Annotated in this window: 19 protein-coding genes; 10 read left to right on the top strand and 9 right to left on the bottom strand. The window is 55.2% G+C overall.

The window, feature by feature from the left end; all coding sequences use genetic code 11:
- Positions 1–60 precede the first annotated feature (60 nt).
- Entirely contained in the window at positions 61–519 is a 459-nt protein-coding gene (locus tag KORLAC_RS02275) for a gamma-glutamylcyclotransferase family protein (protein WP_068302268.1), read from the top strand.
- Here the strand turns inward: KORLAC_RS02275 and KORLAC_RS02270 are convergent.
- The 3 genes from KORLAC_RS02270 to KORLAC_RS02260 all read right to left on the bottom strand — a co-directional run bounded on the left by KORLAC_RS02270 (position 516) and on the right by KORLAC_RS02260 (position 3,581).
- Positions 516–1,268, bottom strand: coding sequence for a substrate-binding periplasmic protein (locus KORLAC_RS02270; RefSeq protein WP_068302265.1), 753 nt, complete (start codon positions 1,266–1,268; stop codon positions 516–518). The genes KORLAC_RS02275 and KORLAC_RS02270 overlap by 4 nt on opposite strands.
- Positions 1,269–1,351: 83 nt before the next feature.
- Complete coding sequence (locus KORLAC_RS02265; RefSeq protein ID WP_068302261.1) at positions 1,352–2,110, bottom strand: substrate-binding periplasmic protein; 759 nt, start codon at positions 2,108–2,110, stop codon at positions 1,352–1,354.
- Between the two features lie 106 nt (positions 2,111–2,216).
- Positions 2,217–3,581, bottom strand: a complete 1,365-nt coding sequence (locus KORLAC_RS02260) for a methyl-accepting chemotaxis protein (protein WP_068302260.1) — start codon at positions 3,579–3,581, stop codon at positions 2,217–2,219.
- A gap of 244 nt (positions 3,582–3,825) precedes the next feature.
- Here KORLAC_RS02260 and KORLAC_RS02255 point away from each other — a divergent pair, with 244 nt between their 5' ends.
- The 3 genes from KORLAC_RS02255 to KORLAC_RS02245 are packed head-to-tail and all read left to right on the top strand — an operon-like array spanning position 3,826 to position 4,552.
- The gene (locus KORLAC_RS02255; RefSeq protein ID WP_068302258.1) at positions 3,826–4,041 is read left to right on the top strand and encodes a hypothetical protein; all 216 of its coding nucleotides are present in this window, start codon (positions 3,826–3,828) and stop codon (positions 4,039–4,041) included.
- Positions 4,042–4,052: 11 nt separating this feature from the next.
- Positions 4,053–4,301: a GlsB/YeaQ/YmgE family stress response membrane protein gene (locus KORLAC_RS02250; protein ID WP_068302255.1), complete on the top strand. Its 249-nt coding sequence runs from the start codon at positions 4,053–4,055 to the stop codon at positions 4,299–4,301.
- Positions 4,298–4,552, top strand: coding sequence for a GlsB/YeaQ/YmgE family stress response membrane protein (locus tag KORLAC_RS02245; protein ID WP_068302252.1), 255 nt, complete (start codon positions 4,298–4,300; stop codon positions 4,550–4,552). The genes KORLAC_RS02250 and KORLAC_RS02245 overlap by 4 nt, the downstream gene beginning before the upstream one ends.
- Here KORLAC_RS02245 and KORLAC_RS02240 read toward each other — a convergent pair.
- On the bottom strand, positions 4,549–5,673 hold the full coding sequence (locus tag KORLAC_RS02240; protein WP_160328577.1) for an NAD(P)/FAD-dependent oxidoreductase: 1,125 nt from the start codon (positions 5,671–5,673) through the stop codon (positions 4,549–4,551). The two genes, KORLAC_RS02245 and KORLAC_RS02240, sit on opposite strands and share 4 nt — an antisense overlap.
- 107 nt (positions 5,674–5,780) lie before the next feature.
- Here KORLAC_RS02240 and hisN point away from each other — a divergent pair, with 107 nt between their 5' ends.
- Complete coding sequence (gene hisN, locus KORLAC_RS02235) at positions 5,781–6,587, top strand: histidinol-phosphatase (protein ID WP_068302248.1); 807 nt, start codon at positions 5,781–5,783, stop codon at positions 6,585–6,587.
- Between the two features lie 3 nt (positions 6,588–6,590).
- Here the strand turns inward: hisN and KORLAC_RS02230 are convergent, their stop codons facing one another.
- Positions 6,591–7,151, bottom strand: coding sequence for a carboxymuconolactone decarboxylase family protein (locus KORLAC_RS02230; protein ID WP_068302246.1), 561 nt, complete (start codon positions 7,149–7,151; stop codon positions 6,591–6,593).
- Positions 7,152–7,315: 164 nt separating this feature from the next.
- Between KORLAC_RS02230 and KORLAC_RS02225 the strand changes: the two genes are divergently transcribed.
- Positions 7,316–7,879: a TetR/AcrR family transcriptional regulator gene (locus tag KORLAC_RS02225; RefSeq protein WP_139167499.1), complete on the top strand. Its 564-nt coding sequence runs from the start codon at positions 7,316–7,318 to the stop codon at positions 7,877–7,879.
- Here KORLAC_RS02225 and KORLAC_RS02220 read toward each other — a convergent pair.
- From KORLAC_RS02220 to KORLAC_RS02205, 4 genes are all read right to left on the bottom strand, one after another.
- The gene (locus KORLAC_RS02220) at positions 7,876–8,958 is read right to left on the bottom strand and encodes an alpha/beta fold hydrolase (protein ID WP_068302239.1); all 1,083 of its coding nucleotides are present in this window, start codon (positions 8,956–8,958) and stop codon (positions 7,876–7,878) included. The two genes, KORLAC_RS02225 and KORLAC_RS02220, sit on opposite strands and share 4 nt — an antisense overlap.
- Positions 8,959–9,043: 85 nt before the next feature.
- Positions 9,044–9,508, bottom strand: a complete 465-nt coding sequence (locus KORLAC_RS02215; RefSeq protein WP_068302232.1) for a TadE/TadG family type IV pilus assembly protein — start codon at positions 9,506–9,508, stop codon at positions 9,044–9,046.
- A gap of 1 nt (position 9,509) precedes the next feature.
- Positions 9,510–9,974 (bottom strand): TadE/TadG family type IV pilus assembly protein, encoded by a 465-nt coding sequence (locus tag KORLAC_RS02210; protein WP_206594837.1) that lies wholly within the window; start codon positions 9,972–9,974, stop codon positions 9,510–9,512.
- A 28-nt stretch (positions 9,975–10,002) separates the two neighbouring features.
- Positions 10,003–11,307, bottom strand: coding sequence for a pilus assembly protein TadG-related protein (locus tag KORLAC_RS02205; RefSeq protein ID WP_068302226.1), 1,305 nt, complete (start codon positions 11,305–11,307; stop codon positions 10,003–10,005).
- 624 nt (positions 11,308–11,931) lie between these two features.
- On the opposite strand from KORLAC_RS02205, the gene KORLAC_RS02200 reads away from it, so the two are divergent.
- The 4 genes from KORLAC_RS02200 to KORLAC_RS02185 all read left to right on the top strand — a co-directional run bounded on the left by KORLAC_RS02200 (position 11,932) and on the right by KORLAC_RS02185 (position 15,153).
- Positions 11,932–12,120, top strand: coding sequence for a Flp family type IVb pilin (locus KORLAC_RS02200; protein WP_068302223.1), 189 nt, complete (start codon positions 11,932–11,934; stop codon positions 12,118–12,120).
- Positions 12,121–12,252: 132 nt separating this feature from the next.
- On the top strand, positions 12,253–12,744 hold the full coding sequence (locus KORLAC_RS02195; RefSeq protein ID WP_068302220.1) for an A24 family peptidase: 492 nt from the start codon (positions 12,253–12,255) through the stop codon (positions 12,742–12,744).
- 73 nt (positions 12,745–12,817) lie between these two features.
- On the top strand, positions 12,818–13,705 hold the full coding sequence (cpaB, locus tag KORLAC_RS02190) for a Flp pilus assembly protein CpaB (RefSeq protein WP_068302218.1): 888 nt from the start codon (positions 12,818–12,820) through the stop codon (positions 13,703–13,705).
- Positions 13,702–15,153: a type II and III secretion system protein family protein gene (locus KORLAC_RS02185; RefSeq protein ID WP_068302215.1), complete on the top strand. Its 1,452-nt coding sequence runs from the start codon at positions 13,702–13,704 to the stop codon at positions 15,151–15,153. The genes cpaB and KORLAC_RS02185 overlap by 4 nt, the downstream gene beginning before the upstream one ends.
- Positions 15,154–15,168 lie beyond the last annotated feature (15 nt).

Here is a 15,168-nt window from a genome sequence, read left to right as displayed (position 1 = left end):
TGACGGGCAACCGGTGCGCGTGTTCATAAGAAACTGCTGGGGAAATTGGGAGGAATTCATATGACCAACCGCAAGGTACAGGTTTTTTTCTACGGGTCTTTTATCAGCCTGAGCGTGCTTGAAGAAGCAGGCATCAAGAAGCGCGCCTTCGCGCCAGCCTGCATTCATGGCTATGAAATGCTGATGCAGCCCGTTGCAAACCTGCACGAAAACGGTGACGGCGTCGTGTATGGCATTCTCGCGAACCTGACCCACGAAGAGTTGGATACGCTCTATACCACTCACCTGTCGTCCTTCACTGACTATGAATACCACCCGGAGGCTATGCTTGTGACGACCCGCGGCGGCAAGATTGTGCCGGCCCTGGTGTATGTGTGCGACAACATGAAACCCGAACAGGCCAAGACAGAATATATCGAGAAAGTCCTGAAGGCCGCAAAAAGCTATGGTTTTCCTGGCTGGTATATCGATCACATCGAAAGCCACCGCCCGCTGGATGACCCCAAGAAGCGCAACTAGGGCGCCAGTATCCGTGCCAGGCTACCATCAGCCCGCATCGCTTCGATTTCCTGCTGGAGCATCACAGCCGTACAGCGCAGGGCTTCATGATCCTGCAGCACCAGCGCCGTTTCCTTGGTCATGATCGGATGATCTTCGTCATAGACCAGGCCCTTGATTGGGTTTTCCCGCATAAAGGCCAGCGCATCACCTGACGCCACCAGCGCAACGTCCACCCGCCCGCGCGAAAGGGCGTCAAGGTTGCTGGCTGCGGTTTCCGCCAGCCGCATGGTGTGAATGGCCGGGTTTTCTGTCAGCTCCTTCGGAAAAGAATAGACAAACGGCAGCCCCACAGTCAGCCCTTCCAGGTCACTGATCTGGCGCGGTATTTTCTGGCCTTCCTGCACAAAGGCATAGATGGGCCGACCGCTGATCCTGACCTGAAGCGATGACAGCACGGGATCAAAGTTGGACCAGACCATATAGGCATCATAATGCTTGTCGGTGAAATGGCGCTGTGCCCGTTTATCGGAATGAACCTCCAGGTCGTAGCGCATAGGCGTACGCTCAGATAGCCGCTCCAACAGCTTCACATAGGTGCCCTCCGTGGGGCTTTCGATCAGGTTGCCCAATACACCACCCACAATGCTGATATGGGTCTGGCTGGTGTCCCAGCTGCAGGCAGGCGCATGGGCCTGCACCGCCTGACCGGCAAAAATACCCGTCACGACAATCAACAGGGACCAGAGTTGGATGCGCCACGCTTTCATATCAGCAAGGCTAATTCAGATGATTTAACAAGGCATTAGCAGCCACCACCCTCGATTGCGCGGTCTCGCGCCAACCGATCAGATCAGGGGTTTTCTGCTAAAATAGTGAAGAGTTTGCCGCTACGCCTGAAATCTTCGACCACCTGACCCACCTGCTGTGCTGCGCAGGTCAATGTGGGGCGGAATACCATGCTTGCTTCTTTCACAAGGACCGGATGGTCAACGTCTACCGTCAAATTGGCGTCCGGCCTGGCTTTCAGGAAAGCCTCTCCCACCGCCAGCGGCACGATGGTCGCGTCCACCCGGCCTATTGCTAATGCTTCCAGGTTTGCGTGAGCAGATTCCGCCAGCTTAACCACATTGATGTCGGCATTCTCCATCAAGCTCTTGGGGAAGGAATAAAGGTAAGGCAGGCCAACACGTTTGCCCTTAAGGTCATCCAGGGACGTTGGGACAGCTTCGCCTTTGCGAACGAATGCGTGCAATCCGTGCACATCCAACGTGACCCGGACGGGCGACAGCTCCTCATCAAAATTGGAGCGGATCATGTACACATCGCCCATGCCTTCCAAAAAATCACGTTTTGCCCGACGGTCGGACAAAACAGTCACATCGAAACGAATGTTGGATTGTGCCTCAATTTCGCGCAGCAAACGCAAATAGGGACCTTGTCCGGACTTCTCGATCATGTTGGTGATTTCACCAGCGATAACGGACAGGTGCAGCACAGGGCCAGTTGCAGGACATTCCACACCATCGTCTGCCATGCTAAAGGCACCGCATAGCACACTCAGTACTGCTGCCACCGCAATCTGGAATGTTTTGATCAACTCTTCACCCAAACTTTCTCTGTAGAAACCATGTTACCCCATGATCCTGTATAGAGCGTAAAGAAAAGGCCCTCAGACGAGACTGAAGGCCTTCACCGATCCCACATCGGGGCACAGATCAACCGCGCAATCTCTTCAGGAAGCGGTATACCGAATCCTCAAGGATGCTGGCCTGATCGGTCAGGCCGCCTGTACTTTCGCTGACCACAGTGGCTGCGCCAGAGCTCTTTTGCGCCATCTCCTGCACGCGGCCAACATTCTGGCCCAGATTGGCAGTACCCTGGCTGGCGTTCTGGACGCTGCGACCGATCTCACCGGTCGAAGCTTCCTGTTCCACCACGGCGGCGGCAATCATACCGGAAATCTCGCTCACCTGATTGATGGTGCGGTGAATTTCATTCACGCCGTCCACTGTTTCCTTGGTTGCGGACTGCATGGCCGCAACCTGTTCTTCAATTTCCTGTGTGGCACGTGCTGTCTGGTTTGCCAGGCTTTTCACCTCATTCGCCACGACAGCAAAGCCTTTGCCTGCCTCACCTGCCCGCGCGGCTTCAATGGTGGCATTGAGTGCCAAGAGATTGGTCTGTTCTGCAATATCGTTGATCAGATGCACGACTTCAGCAATCCGCTCAGACGCGCTGGCCAGCGACCCCACCCGTTCAGCCGCCGCCTTGGTCACCGACATTGCATTGGTGCTGATAGTATTGGCCTGCTCAACCTGCGTGCGGATTTCGCCAATGGCGCCGGTAAGACCTTCTGTGGCTTCTGCTACAGAGATCATGTCCTGGCTTGTGGCGTCCGTAGCACTTGCTGCCGCGCTGACTTCCATCGTTGTTTGCTCGATGGCGTCCGTCATGGTGTCGGCCGCCATTTGCAGTTCTGCGACTGCACCTGAAAGGGACTGGATCACACCAGAGACTTCGTTTTCAAAGCTATCTGCCAGGTCCGCCCGCATGCTGTCGCGTTCGGCTTTCATCTGGCGTTCTTTTTCCTGCTCCTGCTGCAGGCGGCGGGTTTCTTCTGCGTGTCGGCGGTCCTCTTCCTCGCGTTCAGCGGCTGCCTGTTGCGCCTTGGCCTCATCAGCTTCCTGACGCAAGCGCTCTGTCTCGAGCGAATTATGCCGCAGGACTTCCGCTGCCTTGGCCATAGCCGCAATACCGTCACCATGATTGGTATCAGTCACCGGCTGGTCGTACTTACCTTCCGCAAGATAATTCAACTCCTCCTGAAGACGTCGGAGCGGCCCCATAACACTGGCGGTAATGGCCCACGACAGGGCAAAGATCGCAGCTATCAAGATAGCTGTGACAATATAAACCAAGTTCTGGTGGCTTGCGAACTGCGCCTCGGATACGCGCCCCGCCTGCAGTTCCGCCACCAAAGTGGAAAATTCCCAGACAATGAAGACCATGCCCAGAAAGGCCAAAATAGTCAGCGTCCAGATCCGGACATTCACTTTGAAGTTACGCAGAAAATTAATCATCTCGACACACAATCCCTAGCCTGGCAAGGCTGCCCTAACCCCATAGAAAACAAGTAGCTATTCGGCTCCTTAGCACAGTAGCGGCTGGTTGCGTATCAAAATCAGCAGCGACATAACGCCCTTCAACGGCAGGCGTACGGCGCCCTTCAGCCAAGCCTGACCTTGAAAACAAAAAGGCGCACACCCACATATTTCAAATAAGACAAAAAAATGTCGACACATAGCGAGGATAGAGGAGGATTTGATGCGCCTGATACTGGCGATACTTTTCCCACCCCTGGTGTTTTTCACCATTTGGCGCCCTTTCCAGGGCTTGATGAATGCTTTTCTGTGGATAACCGTCATCGGTTGGCCTGTGGCCGCCATGTGGGCCATCTATGCGCTGAGCCAATACCGCAACGACGAACTCCGGCGCGAGTTTGATTATGACCGCGGTTATGGTCGGCGATATCGCTACTAGGGGAGGCACTGATGATTGGTACTTTGATTGCCGGGGCCCTGACGGGCTTCATTGCCGGACGATATCTTGAAGGAAAGTCTTTTGGCCCGGTCGGCGATGTTGCACTGGGCCTTCTGGGCGCCCTAGTGGCCTGGTTTGCCGTCGGGTTACTGGGCTTTGGGCCCACCAACTTGTTTGGCGCCATTGTCACAGGCTTTGCAGGCGCAATCCTGTTGCGCTTCGGCCCCAACCATAATGACAAACAGGAGCAGACGTCATGATAGGAACAATCATCACTGGCGCCATTGTCGGCTTCCTGGCTGGTCACATCATCCGAGGTGAAGGATTTGGCGCCCTAGGCAACATTATCTTGGGAATCTTTGGCGGGATGGTCGGCAATTTCCTGTTCGGCGTGATCGGCCTGGGCCCCACCGGCTGGATAGGCGATGTTATCGCGGGCGTTGCCGGCGCCCTGATCCTGGTCTTTGCCTTTGGCGAAACCCGCCACCGCAGACAGCGTAGAAGGCGTTAACGCAACCGTTCCGGTCGATAGACGTCAACACTGACACCGTGCCGGGCCAGCGTGTCCGGCACGCCCTGTTTGAGGATGAGGGCGGCCGCCAATTCTGACCAGGCTGGCGATGTCTGAATACCGTATCCGCCCTGGCCGACGTTCCAGAAGAAGGCTGGCTGGCCGGCGTCATAGCCGATGACGGGTGCCTTGTCTGACGCGAAGGTTCTTAGACCGGCCCATTTGGCGTCGATCTTCTCAACCGTTAAGCCTGTCGCTTCCTCGAACCGCATCGCGGCGATGGCCACATCCTCAAGTTCCGGTTGGGCGTCGCAAGGCTGGCTCTCTGACTCGTCCGCGGGTGAGATCAGGTAGCCGTTGCCTTCCGGTTTGAAATAAAAGGCCTCATCCACATCAATGATGACCGGCCCAAAGCGATCAAACGGAACATCACCATGTTTCGGTACCGTAATAATGGTTCGCCTCAGGGGCTTCAATCCCAGTGGCGAGACACCCGCACGCTTGGCGATATCGTCCGCCCATGCGCCGGCGCAATTGACCAGCACCCGCGCCTTCACCTGCCCCGTACGGGTTTTGACATGCCAGAATGTGCCATCGTGCGCAGCAGCCTCCATGCCCGCTCCCAAAAACACCTCTGCCCCCTGCTTCTTCGCCGCACGGAGATACGCTTGATGAAGGGCCGCCACATCCAGGTCTCCGCAGTCTGGATCATCAATTCCCCCAACGAATACACCCGGCTTCAGGTGTGGCGCCCGGTCACGCACTTGGGCCTCAGTTAGCATACGGACACCCGGAAGGGCTTCGCGCATCTCCTCAAAGACAGCCTCTGCCTGCGCACGCTGGCTTTCCTTGAAGACATGGATAGCGCCCAGCTTGTTCATCAGTGGTGCATCGGTGAACCCATCAGGGGGGCTGGTCAGGAATTCCTTGGATGCCGTGGTTAACGGCTGCAGTTTCGGGCCGCCATAAGTTTCGGCATAGAAAGCAGCCGACCGGCCCGTTGTATGATACCCGGCCTGCTCTTCCATATCGAGAAGCACAGTCCGGCCGTGAGGCGCCAGGCGGAAGGCCAGCCCTGCCCCGGCGATCCCAGCTCCAACGATCAGAAAATCAACATTCATCCACATACATCCGTTGCGTCTTCCGGGCAATTTGTGGTCTAAAGTGACCGCAATGGCAAGGCGCCATTGATGAAAATCTTTATCCAATCACGTCACGGGAACTTATCATGACCGCCACAGCACAGCCCGCTACGCTATCGCAGGATCAGGTCGAAGAACTATGCGCCTTTGCCTGCAAGTTGGCAGATGCCGCGGCCGAAGTTACGCTGGACTATTTTCGGCAGCCCATGGGCGTGGATGACAAGGACAAAGGCGACGGTTTTGACCCGGTGACCAAAGCGGACCAAGGCGCTGAAAGGGTAATCCGTGCGCTGATCGAGGAACACTACCCCGACCACGGCATTTTCGGCGAAGAGTTCGGGGTCAAGGCTGCGGAAGGCCCGTTCGAGTGGGTGTTGGATCCTGTTGACGGCACACGCGCCTTTATCTCCGGGTTGCCAACGTGGGGCACGCTGATTGCCCTGCGCCACCATGGTGAACCGGTGATTGGTGTGATTGATCAACCCTACCTCAAGGAACGCTACCTGGGCTGGCCTGATGGCGCCACATTAAACGGCACGCCCATCAGCACCCGCGCCTGTCCAAGCCTTGACAAAGCAACTCTTTCAAGCACTGATCCATATCTTTTCAAGGACGCCGAACGCGCTAGATTCGACACGCTTCTCCAGGAAACCCGACTGGTGCGCTATGGCCTTGACTGTTATGCCTATGCCGTGATGGCCGCTGGCCATATGGATGTTGTGGTGGAAAGCGGCCTCAAGCCCTATGACATGATGGCCTTGATCCCCGTGATCCGCGGTGCTGGTGGCTGCGCCACAAACTGGGAAGGTGAAGCGCCGGGCGATTGCGGCCGACTGGTGGCCATGGGGGACCCGACGCTTCTGGGGCAGGTGTTGGATATCCTGAAAGACTAGCGCCTATTCGGCTGCTTGCCTGGTAACCGCATAGTCGGCGAACTGAACATTCAGTTCCGGCTTTGTCATGTGGTTGACATAATTTGTGATGGTCTTAACTGCCACGCCGATCACCACTTCCAGGACCTGAGCCCGGGTATACCCTGCGTCCAGAAAGGACTGGATTTCATCCTCACCGGCCCAGCCACGTTTTTCGACGATGATCGTTGTGAACGCCCGTAGGGCCTCCTGCTTCGGGTCGGATAGTGGCAAACCACTTTGTGCAGCAGACACGTCATCACGGCCAAGGCCAGACTTGTGTGCCAACATGCCATGGGCAGCCGTGCAGTAGTCACAGCCATTTTCGGCACTTGTTGCCACCAATACAATCTGCTGTTCAAGCGGGCTAAGGGTGGTGTCATTACCCGAAAAGATACCCGCAAGCGAAACAAACCCTTTCAAGGCCGTCGGCGCTTCGGCCAGCTTCCCGGCCAGGTTCGGCAGGAAACCATAACCTTTTTCAATTGCGGCAAGCGTTTCTTTACTGCCCGCAGGGGCACTATCGATGGAATGCGTAGGGAACATCTTTCTCTCCGTAGGCTTGTGTTTATTTTGTACATTATTGTACAATACGGAAATGGGTATCAGATTTTTTTGTACAAGCATGTACACAAATATGTTACATCAAAGCCAACAGCAGCGAGGAGTGCGCAGTGGGCCGGCCGACACAATTTGACAAAGACGAAGCCTTGGACATCGCCATGATCCTTTTTTGGAAAAATGGCTATGAAGCTACCAGTGTTTCGGTGCTGGCGGCGGCGATGGGGATCACCCGATCCAGCTTCTACAACGCTTATGAAAGCCGGGAAAAGCTTTTTGGTCTGGTACTGCACCGATACAAGAAAGAGGCCCCGGACGGGGTGTTGACCGAGATAACGGACGGCAAGCCGATCCTGCCAACGCTTTGCGCCATGTTTCGTGAAATATGCGACCTGCGTTCCGCAGACCCAGACCGCAAGGGATGCCTGGTGATCAACTCTGTCGCCGAACTGGGAAAGGATGCAGAAGCCCCGCCCTTCGTACGTGATTTATTTAGTGCCATGGTAGACCGATTCTTGCGGTTGGTCCGTCAGGCCAGGGACCAGGGCGAACTGGCAGCGGATACTGATATTCAGGCACTTGCAGGTGAACTGGCTGCTTTCCTGTCGGGTATCAACTTGATGAGCAAAGTCATCACTGACCGGCAGCAGCTTTGGCGCACTTGCCGGTCATTTCTGGTCAGCCATAAGCTTATGGTCGAGGACGATGTCTAAGCGCCCTCAAGCGGCGCGGGTGAATTCGTCTGCAGGACATCGACACCAAAAGAAGGGCCGTTTTCAAGGTCGATGAAGTCACTGACCGCACGCCAGACCTGCGCCCTAATGTCATCCGTTTCTTTCAGGATTTCATGCATCGCACCATCGATGACAACAAGACGGGCGTGTGGCATGCGCTCGACCAGCGCCCGCTGGGCGTCGTTATCGACGATACGGTCCTTTTCCGCCTGCAATACCAGCACAGGCGTTTGGATGGCTTCCGGATACCCTTCTGAATTCAGGACTTCACAGGACTTGAGTGCCTCCCAAAGCCATTTGTAGGTAGCACCGCCAACGGCCAGGCGTTTGTCCTTGGTCTTGATGAAGAAATCCTCGTCCTCGAACCGTTCGTCGTCATGGGTGAGCTTCTTGCGCCACCCCCAGCGTCCTTCCTTGAAGGCAGTGTGTCCAGGGATGTAGCTGGCGCCCAAGCCCAACAATCGGGCCATCAACGGCAAGCCTTTAGTAACCCAGGAAGGTAATCCTCCGGTGAAAATCTTCACCATTGGCGCCACCGTAATGGCTGCATCGGCATAGCCAGGGTGTTCCTTAAGGAAACGCAAAATAACATGGCTGCCTGCCGAGTGCCCCATCAGGATGAAAGGCTTGGGCATCTTGCCCACCAGCTTCTCATCAAAGAAGGCCTTCACGTCTGTCAGGTGCGGATCAAAGGACCGGACATAATGCTTATCCCTGTTGGGGTGTGGTCGCCAGGACATGCCCTGCCCACGCAAATCCATCGCAGCACAGGCAAAGCCCAGTGCATTGAAAATATGGACGTCCTCAAGAAATTTTTCGATGAATTCCGTGCGGCCTGGCAGGAAAATGATGGTGCCTTTGGGCTCGATCACCTTGCTGGCGGGAAAGCGTGCAAACCGCAGACGCCTTTCGTCTGGTGCCACGAAATAACTAAACACAGCATCTTCGGGAACATGGCGGCGGCTCGCTTTCGCGGCGGCCAATATCTCTGCGCTTGGATAGTCATCGCCCGCTGCGGGCATGGCCACACCAGCTTCCAGTTCTAATTCTGACGTCATATCACACCCACTTTTCTCAATCGTTGCCATTAATATTGACGTGAGACAAGCGGTAATTGGGAGAGCGTTGCGGCAGATAGATGCATTAGGACGGAATTTCCTCTGTCAGGAAACCACTGGACTCGCCCCTGATGGCCAGTCCTGCATCGCTGCCCAAGTCAAGGAACGCTTCAAGTGACAGGATAGGAAGGTATTGATATTGAACTTCAACCGTCACCAATTTCGTCTGGTCGGACGGATCAACCGGCGACGTGATGATAATGGCGGTGATGTTGTCTGGATCCAGCCCCAGCAAGTTCGCTTCTGCGATCGCCTGAACGTCGTCTGATGTCGCATTATAATGCACCAGGGCGTAGCGCGTGGCTTCTTCGGCGGCATACAGCACCACCCCTTGAGTATAGACGATACGCGACAATTCCACGAGCATGATTATGGACCCGAGATAGATCGGGATCGTCAAAGCAAACTCTACGGCAGCAACGCCGCTGGTATCGCGCTGGAACCGTTTGATGCCTTTCCGCAGGCGCCCTATTAGATTAGAACACATCATATCAGTTCAGCCTCGCTGTGGCCGTTTGCGACAGATTGACACTGTCAGAAAAGGCCGGATAGCGAAGAAGAAGGTCGTATGTCTCCGAGATAGTGACATCCAGATAGGCCTTCCTGAGTGTGCCGTCGCTGCAAGTGATATCTGTATCGCTTGTGGTTGTGCAGTCGCTTGCGGTTCCGTCCGGACACTCGCAGTATAGTGTCGCGGTGACGGTGCGCCCGGAACCATCCTCTGCGGCAGGCGCCGCGGCTTCCACCGCCGCGATGATCCCTGAATAGTCACCCTGCACAGGCTTGCGGACGAGGGCATATTGCATGCCTGCCCGTGCGGCGTTCGCAAGCTGCATGTTGCGTGCATAAGCCAAACCGAAATCAACCACGCCAATGGAAATCAGCGCAATCACAGTCATGATCGCTGCGGTTTCAACCGCAATCGATCCTTCCTGGTCGGTCCTGAATTTCTGCATCAGCCTCATGTCGACTTGCCTCAAACCTCTATTCAACGAGCAGAATACGCTTCTGCGATGTGGATTCGATATTCATTGTGCTGCAGACGGTTTCGTCGTTATCAATTGAACTGTCACCGGTGAACTTCACTGTGGCCGACCATATCTGCAAGCAGGACGGCGCAGAGGACGTTCCTCCGCTGAAGGTCACATCTGAACTGGGCATATAGATGATACCGTCCATTGTCATGCTGGACCCACCCGTGAAGCTGGCTGCGGAATCGCGCCCACGGTATTCGGCATTTGGGTCCTGGTAGAACAGGATGCCTTCATAAACGTTACCATCGTCAGCAGGCGCAGACAGGACAGCGCTTGCGCCACCGTTGATCTTGATACTGCCGATGTCCGTGCTTGTATCCCCGGTAAAAATGAATGTCACACCGCTACCGGTAAAGTCAGCCCCGGCAAGGGCGTTGAAATCACCGCCCTCAATCACGTAGGTACCTGGCTCAAACACCACGCCGGTCCCCTGGATAGTAATATCGCCGCACACGCGCAACACACCGCCTGCAGCGTCGAGCGAATCCCCGTCCCTTAGCCGCTGGTTACCAGAAATATCGCAGCCCATATCCGTGGGGATTGGCAGGTTCGTAAACGGGTCATCCGCCGATTGCGACAAGGATTGCGGCGGACTGGTGGTAGTCAGTGTCCCACCACCCTGCACGCTGATGTCACCCACCGCCTGCACCGATGTGGTGTCAAGGGTGGCACTGCCGCCGATGTAAAGAGCCTCATCGGATACGCTGTTGGCCGTTACGCCACAGTCGGTCCCGATCGTGGTATTCCCGGAAAACTCAAGCGCGCGGTCTGCTGAATCGTCCAAAGCAACCACACACTGGGTCCCCACAACCAAAGCGCCGGAAACGGCGCGGCCAGATACGTTAACTGTCAGGTTATCCCCGGTGATGGCGTAAAAGGCGCTCAGGAACTTCAGCGTTACCTGGCGCGATACGGTCACTTCATAGAAGTTGTTGTTGCCAGCATAATCACCTGATGTCGGCGGATTGTTCATCGTCACCGTGTCGGAGCCACTATCATATTCGTCGCGTGCCGCCATGAAGGCGGCCAACTGGGCCTCAAGATCAGAATCGGAAAAATTGATAGCGGAGTTTGCCACGTCGATGGCGGCCATGTCGGTAATGTTTTGGACATGACGGCGCTCCATGTACCAACCGCTTACATCAAGTCCGAGACCTGCAAAACCCAAAATCGCCGGCAACATGAATGCACTCAAGGTGATCATGCCGGCACTCTCGTCGCGCAAGAAGCGCTGAATTCTCGATTGTTTTTTCATCCGAATCGCCTGCCTGTCGTTCCGGTCACACTGCCTGAGCCTCAAACCTATTGGAGAATTCTTTAAATTCAGTGCATAAATAGCCTGCATTTTAACAAAATGCGGTTGCCGCTCACAAGCAAGCGGGCAGGCCTCCTATGAGCCGGACAGAAGCTGGCTTTCATCATTGACGCACCGGTGGGCGCAGCCACCGCGAGAATCACCTTTCCCGCGCATGCGAGCGCACGCGTATATAAGATTCTAAGGAATCTAACGTCTCTGGGACATCGTTATTCCTGATTTTACCCTAGATGATTCGCCTTTTCGGGCCACAAGCACCCTTTTCATCCAGAATTTTCCAATATTTTTTTAACAAACCTGCCCAGAAATTTCAGCAAACGCCTCAAATCCGGGCGTGTTTCTTATCCACAGAAGTAGTTTTCGAAGTGTTTTCCGGCTTCCAGCTCTCTGGATTCGCCAACATTATCAATAGCTTGTTAAGCATGATAAAATTTTAGATAATTTTACTTTAGTTTTTACAATAAGTCTTTGTAATAAAAAGCATTTTAGACTTTACGTTAACTTTTTATTTAGTTGTTCAGCGCTATAAAGGTTGCATCCAATCTTGGCAGCTGGAGAAAACCAATGATTAAGTTTTTGAACAAACTACGGACTAACGAAGAAGGCGCGACCGCCATTGAATATGGCCTCATTGCCGCCCTCATCGCTGTTGCACTGATCACGGCACTGAATACGCTGGGTACTGACCTCGGCGAAATGTTTGACGGTGTGGCTACTGAAGTAGACAACGCAACGCCGACGACAACGCCTTAATCGGGCGTCCAACGAAAAGTTGGTACTTCAAGAAACTCAAAAGGCCGCTGGGGGAATAGCTTTTGCCGGCGGCTTTTTTAGTGAGACAGGGATCTGAAATCAGATTTCGGGAAAGCAGTTCTCAGGCAAGATATGCAAGCAACAACAGCCATATACACAGGCATTTTTCTGGCCGTTGCTGTGGTGCTTATCCTTGCTGCAATTGAAGACATAAAGACCAGGCAGATCGCCAACCGGCTTAGCCTGATCCTTGTAGGACTTTTCGGAGTCACAGTTGCAGCAGACCTCCTGACCGGCGCGGATGTTATGGCCGCCATTGTTTGGCCAGCCGTTGTCGGGAGCTCAGTCTTCCTTGTCGGCCTTGCCCTGTTTGCAACAGGCGTCATGGGCGGCGGAGATGTGAAGCTCTTATCTGCAGTGGCCTTGTTTGCCGGTCCTGACCTGGGGCTCTCTTTCGTGCTCTATGTTGCGGTCATTGGCGGCTTTGTTGCCATTGCACTCCTAGCCTGGAGCCGCTGGAGAAAAGACCAATCGGAACAAAGCGCCAAAGTACCGTATGGCGTTGCTATTTCAGCCGGGGGGCTGTGGGTCTGTTTCCACCAGATATCTGCACTTTCGATCTAATTCGTGAAGAATTATTAACCCTTCGGCCTGACCATGGGCCTGGGGAGTGTGTGACAAAAGCCAGGAGGGGACTATGAACCCCAGAAGCCTAATTCTAATTGCCGTCGCAGGTGTCGGTGTGTTGCTGGTGGTCTTGTTGACCCGCAGCTTCCTGAGCGGCCTCGAGCAGCAAAGCCAGCAAGTGCAGACAACTGCGCAGCAGCTTCCTGCCGCGCGTATTCTTGTTGCGTCCAAGCCCTTGTCCGTCGGCACGATCCTGACCAAAGATCATGTGTCCTGGCGTCCATGGCCCGAGGACGGCGTAGCGGATGACTATTTCAGCCAGCCTAAAAGCAAGATCGAGGATCTTGTTGGCAAGGTGGTCCGGACCCCGGTGTCCGGTGGCGAACCGGTTACCAAGACAGCTGTTGTCTCCCAGGGCGAAAAAGGCTTCATGGCAGCAGTGCTGTCCCCTGGCATGCGCGCCGTAACAGTTAAGCTGTCGCCGACATCAAGTGTGGGGGGCTTTGTCTTCCCTGGCGACCGGGTCGACGTAATCCTGACCCAGTCTTTCGAAATGAAAGGCACAAAAATCCCTTACGTTACCTCAGAAACCGTGTTCCAGAATGTTCGCGTGCTGGGCGTTGACCAACGCAGCCCCGCGGATACGGACGAAGTAAAGGTTGCTAAAACGGCGACCCTAGAGGTAACCCCCAAAATGGCCGAAAAAGTCGCCATGCTGGAACGGCTTGGCAGCTTGTCGCTTAGCCTGCGCAGCCTTGCAGGCGGTAATGACGGCCTCCCTTCTGACCCAGACAGCCCCCCTGTGGGCACCACGCTCACCTTCACCGGCAGCCCTGAAGTGAGCCAGTTCCGCCCTGATGCTACCAAAGACGAAAAGCGCGATACCGTTATCGTTCGCCGTGGCTCGGACGCGAAGGAAGTGGACGGGGCCGGAGAAAGCAAGGAGCCAGGCAAATGATCAGGCAGATGAATAGCATTGCGCGAACGGCCTTGATTGGTCTGTCGCTGACCGCGCTGCTGTCGGGTACACCGGTAAGCGCGGAGTCCCTTAAAACGATGTCGGGTGCAAGCATTGTCAATGCGGGCGAGACATCCCTGCCCCTGCAGGTTGGCAAGGGTACCCTGGTGCGGCTGGACCGACCAGCAAGCGAGGTCTTCATCGTTGATCCGGAAGTGGCGGACGTTCAGGTCAAGTCACCGCGCGTCATCTATATCTATGGCAAGGCACAGGGCGAAACCAGTTTCTATGCCATTGATGACAAGGACCAGACGATCTATTCCGCAAATGTGGCGGTTACCAGAAACCTTGATGCCCTGCTGCGTGCCTATGAAGATATGCTTCCGGGCACAGCGATTTCCATAAGTACATACGGGAACATCATCGTACTGCACGGTCGGGTCAACAGCCCTGACCAGGCTGCGAAGGCAGAAGTTCTTGCAACTGACGTACTCGGCACTGATCGCGTATTGAACGAACTGCAGATTACACAGCCTACGCAGGTAAATCTGCGTGTGCGCATCGCTGAAGTGTCGCGCAGCGTGGTCAAACAGCTTGGCTTCAATTGGGAAGGTGGATATTTCGGATCCAGCTTTGGCATCGGCATGATTACGGGCCGCAATGTTGCCGACATTGTTGTGGACCCCGTTACCCAAGGGCCTTTGAAACTGTTCCAGTTCCCGGAACAAGGCGTAAAATCCATCTATGGCGACTTTATCAGCAACACGTTGGACCTCAACTATGCCATCGATGCGCTTGACCAGCAGGGTTTCCTGACCGTTCTGGCGGAGCCGAACCTGACGGCGCTGACCGGCCAAGCCGCCAACTTCCTGGCAGGTGGCGAATTCCCGATCCCCGTGCCGACCCGCGAAGGCATTGCCATTGAGTATCGCGAGTTTGGTGTGAAGCTTGACTTCACTCCGACAGTCCTGAACTCGGGCCGCATTTCGATGCGGGTACGCCCTGAAGTGAGTGACCTGTCAAGCGCGGGTTCCATCAGGGTCGAAGGCATCAGCATCCCTTCCATCAGTACGCGCCGGGCAGAGACCACGGTTGAGCTTGGCAGCGGCCAATCCTTCGCAATTGCTGGCCTCCTGCAAAATGATGTGGTGCAGGACGCAGACAAGATTCCCGGCCTGGGTGACATCCCGATCCTGGGGGCGCTCTTCCGCTCAGAATCCTTCCGCCGCGACGAAACCGAGCTTCTGATTGTCGTGACACCTTATGTTGTTCGCCCGGTATCGGACCGCCAGCTTGTGCTGCCAACCGATCGCTATGTTGCGCCCAATGATATGGATCGTTTCCTGAACGGCCGGTCGTGGGTACCGCAACCTGCAAATGAAGCGGCTAACAAAGACAAGCAAAGCGGTGCCTCGCTGAAGAAGCGGGCCGGCTTCCAGCTGGACTAGGCAAAGAAGCACGGA

The organism is Kordiimonas lacus (assembly GCF_001550055.1).
Lineage (GTDB): Bacteria > Pseudomonadota > Alphaproteobacteria > Sphingomonadales > Kordiimonadaceae > Kordiimonas > Kordiimonas lacus.
The sequence above is the reverse complement of the archived record's forward strand: the minus strand, read 5'-3'. Positions and strand labels throughout refer to the sequence as shown.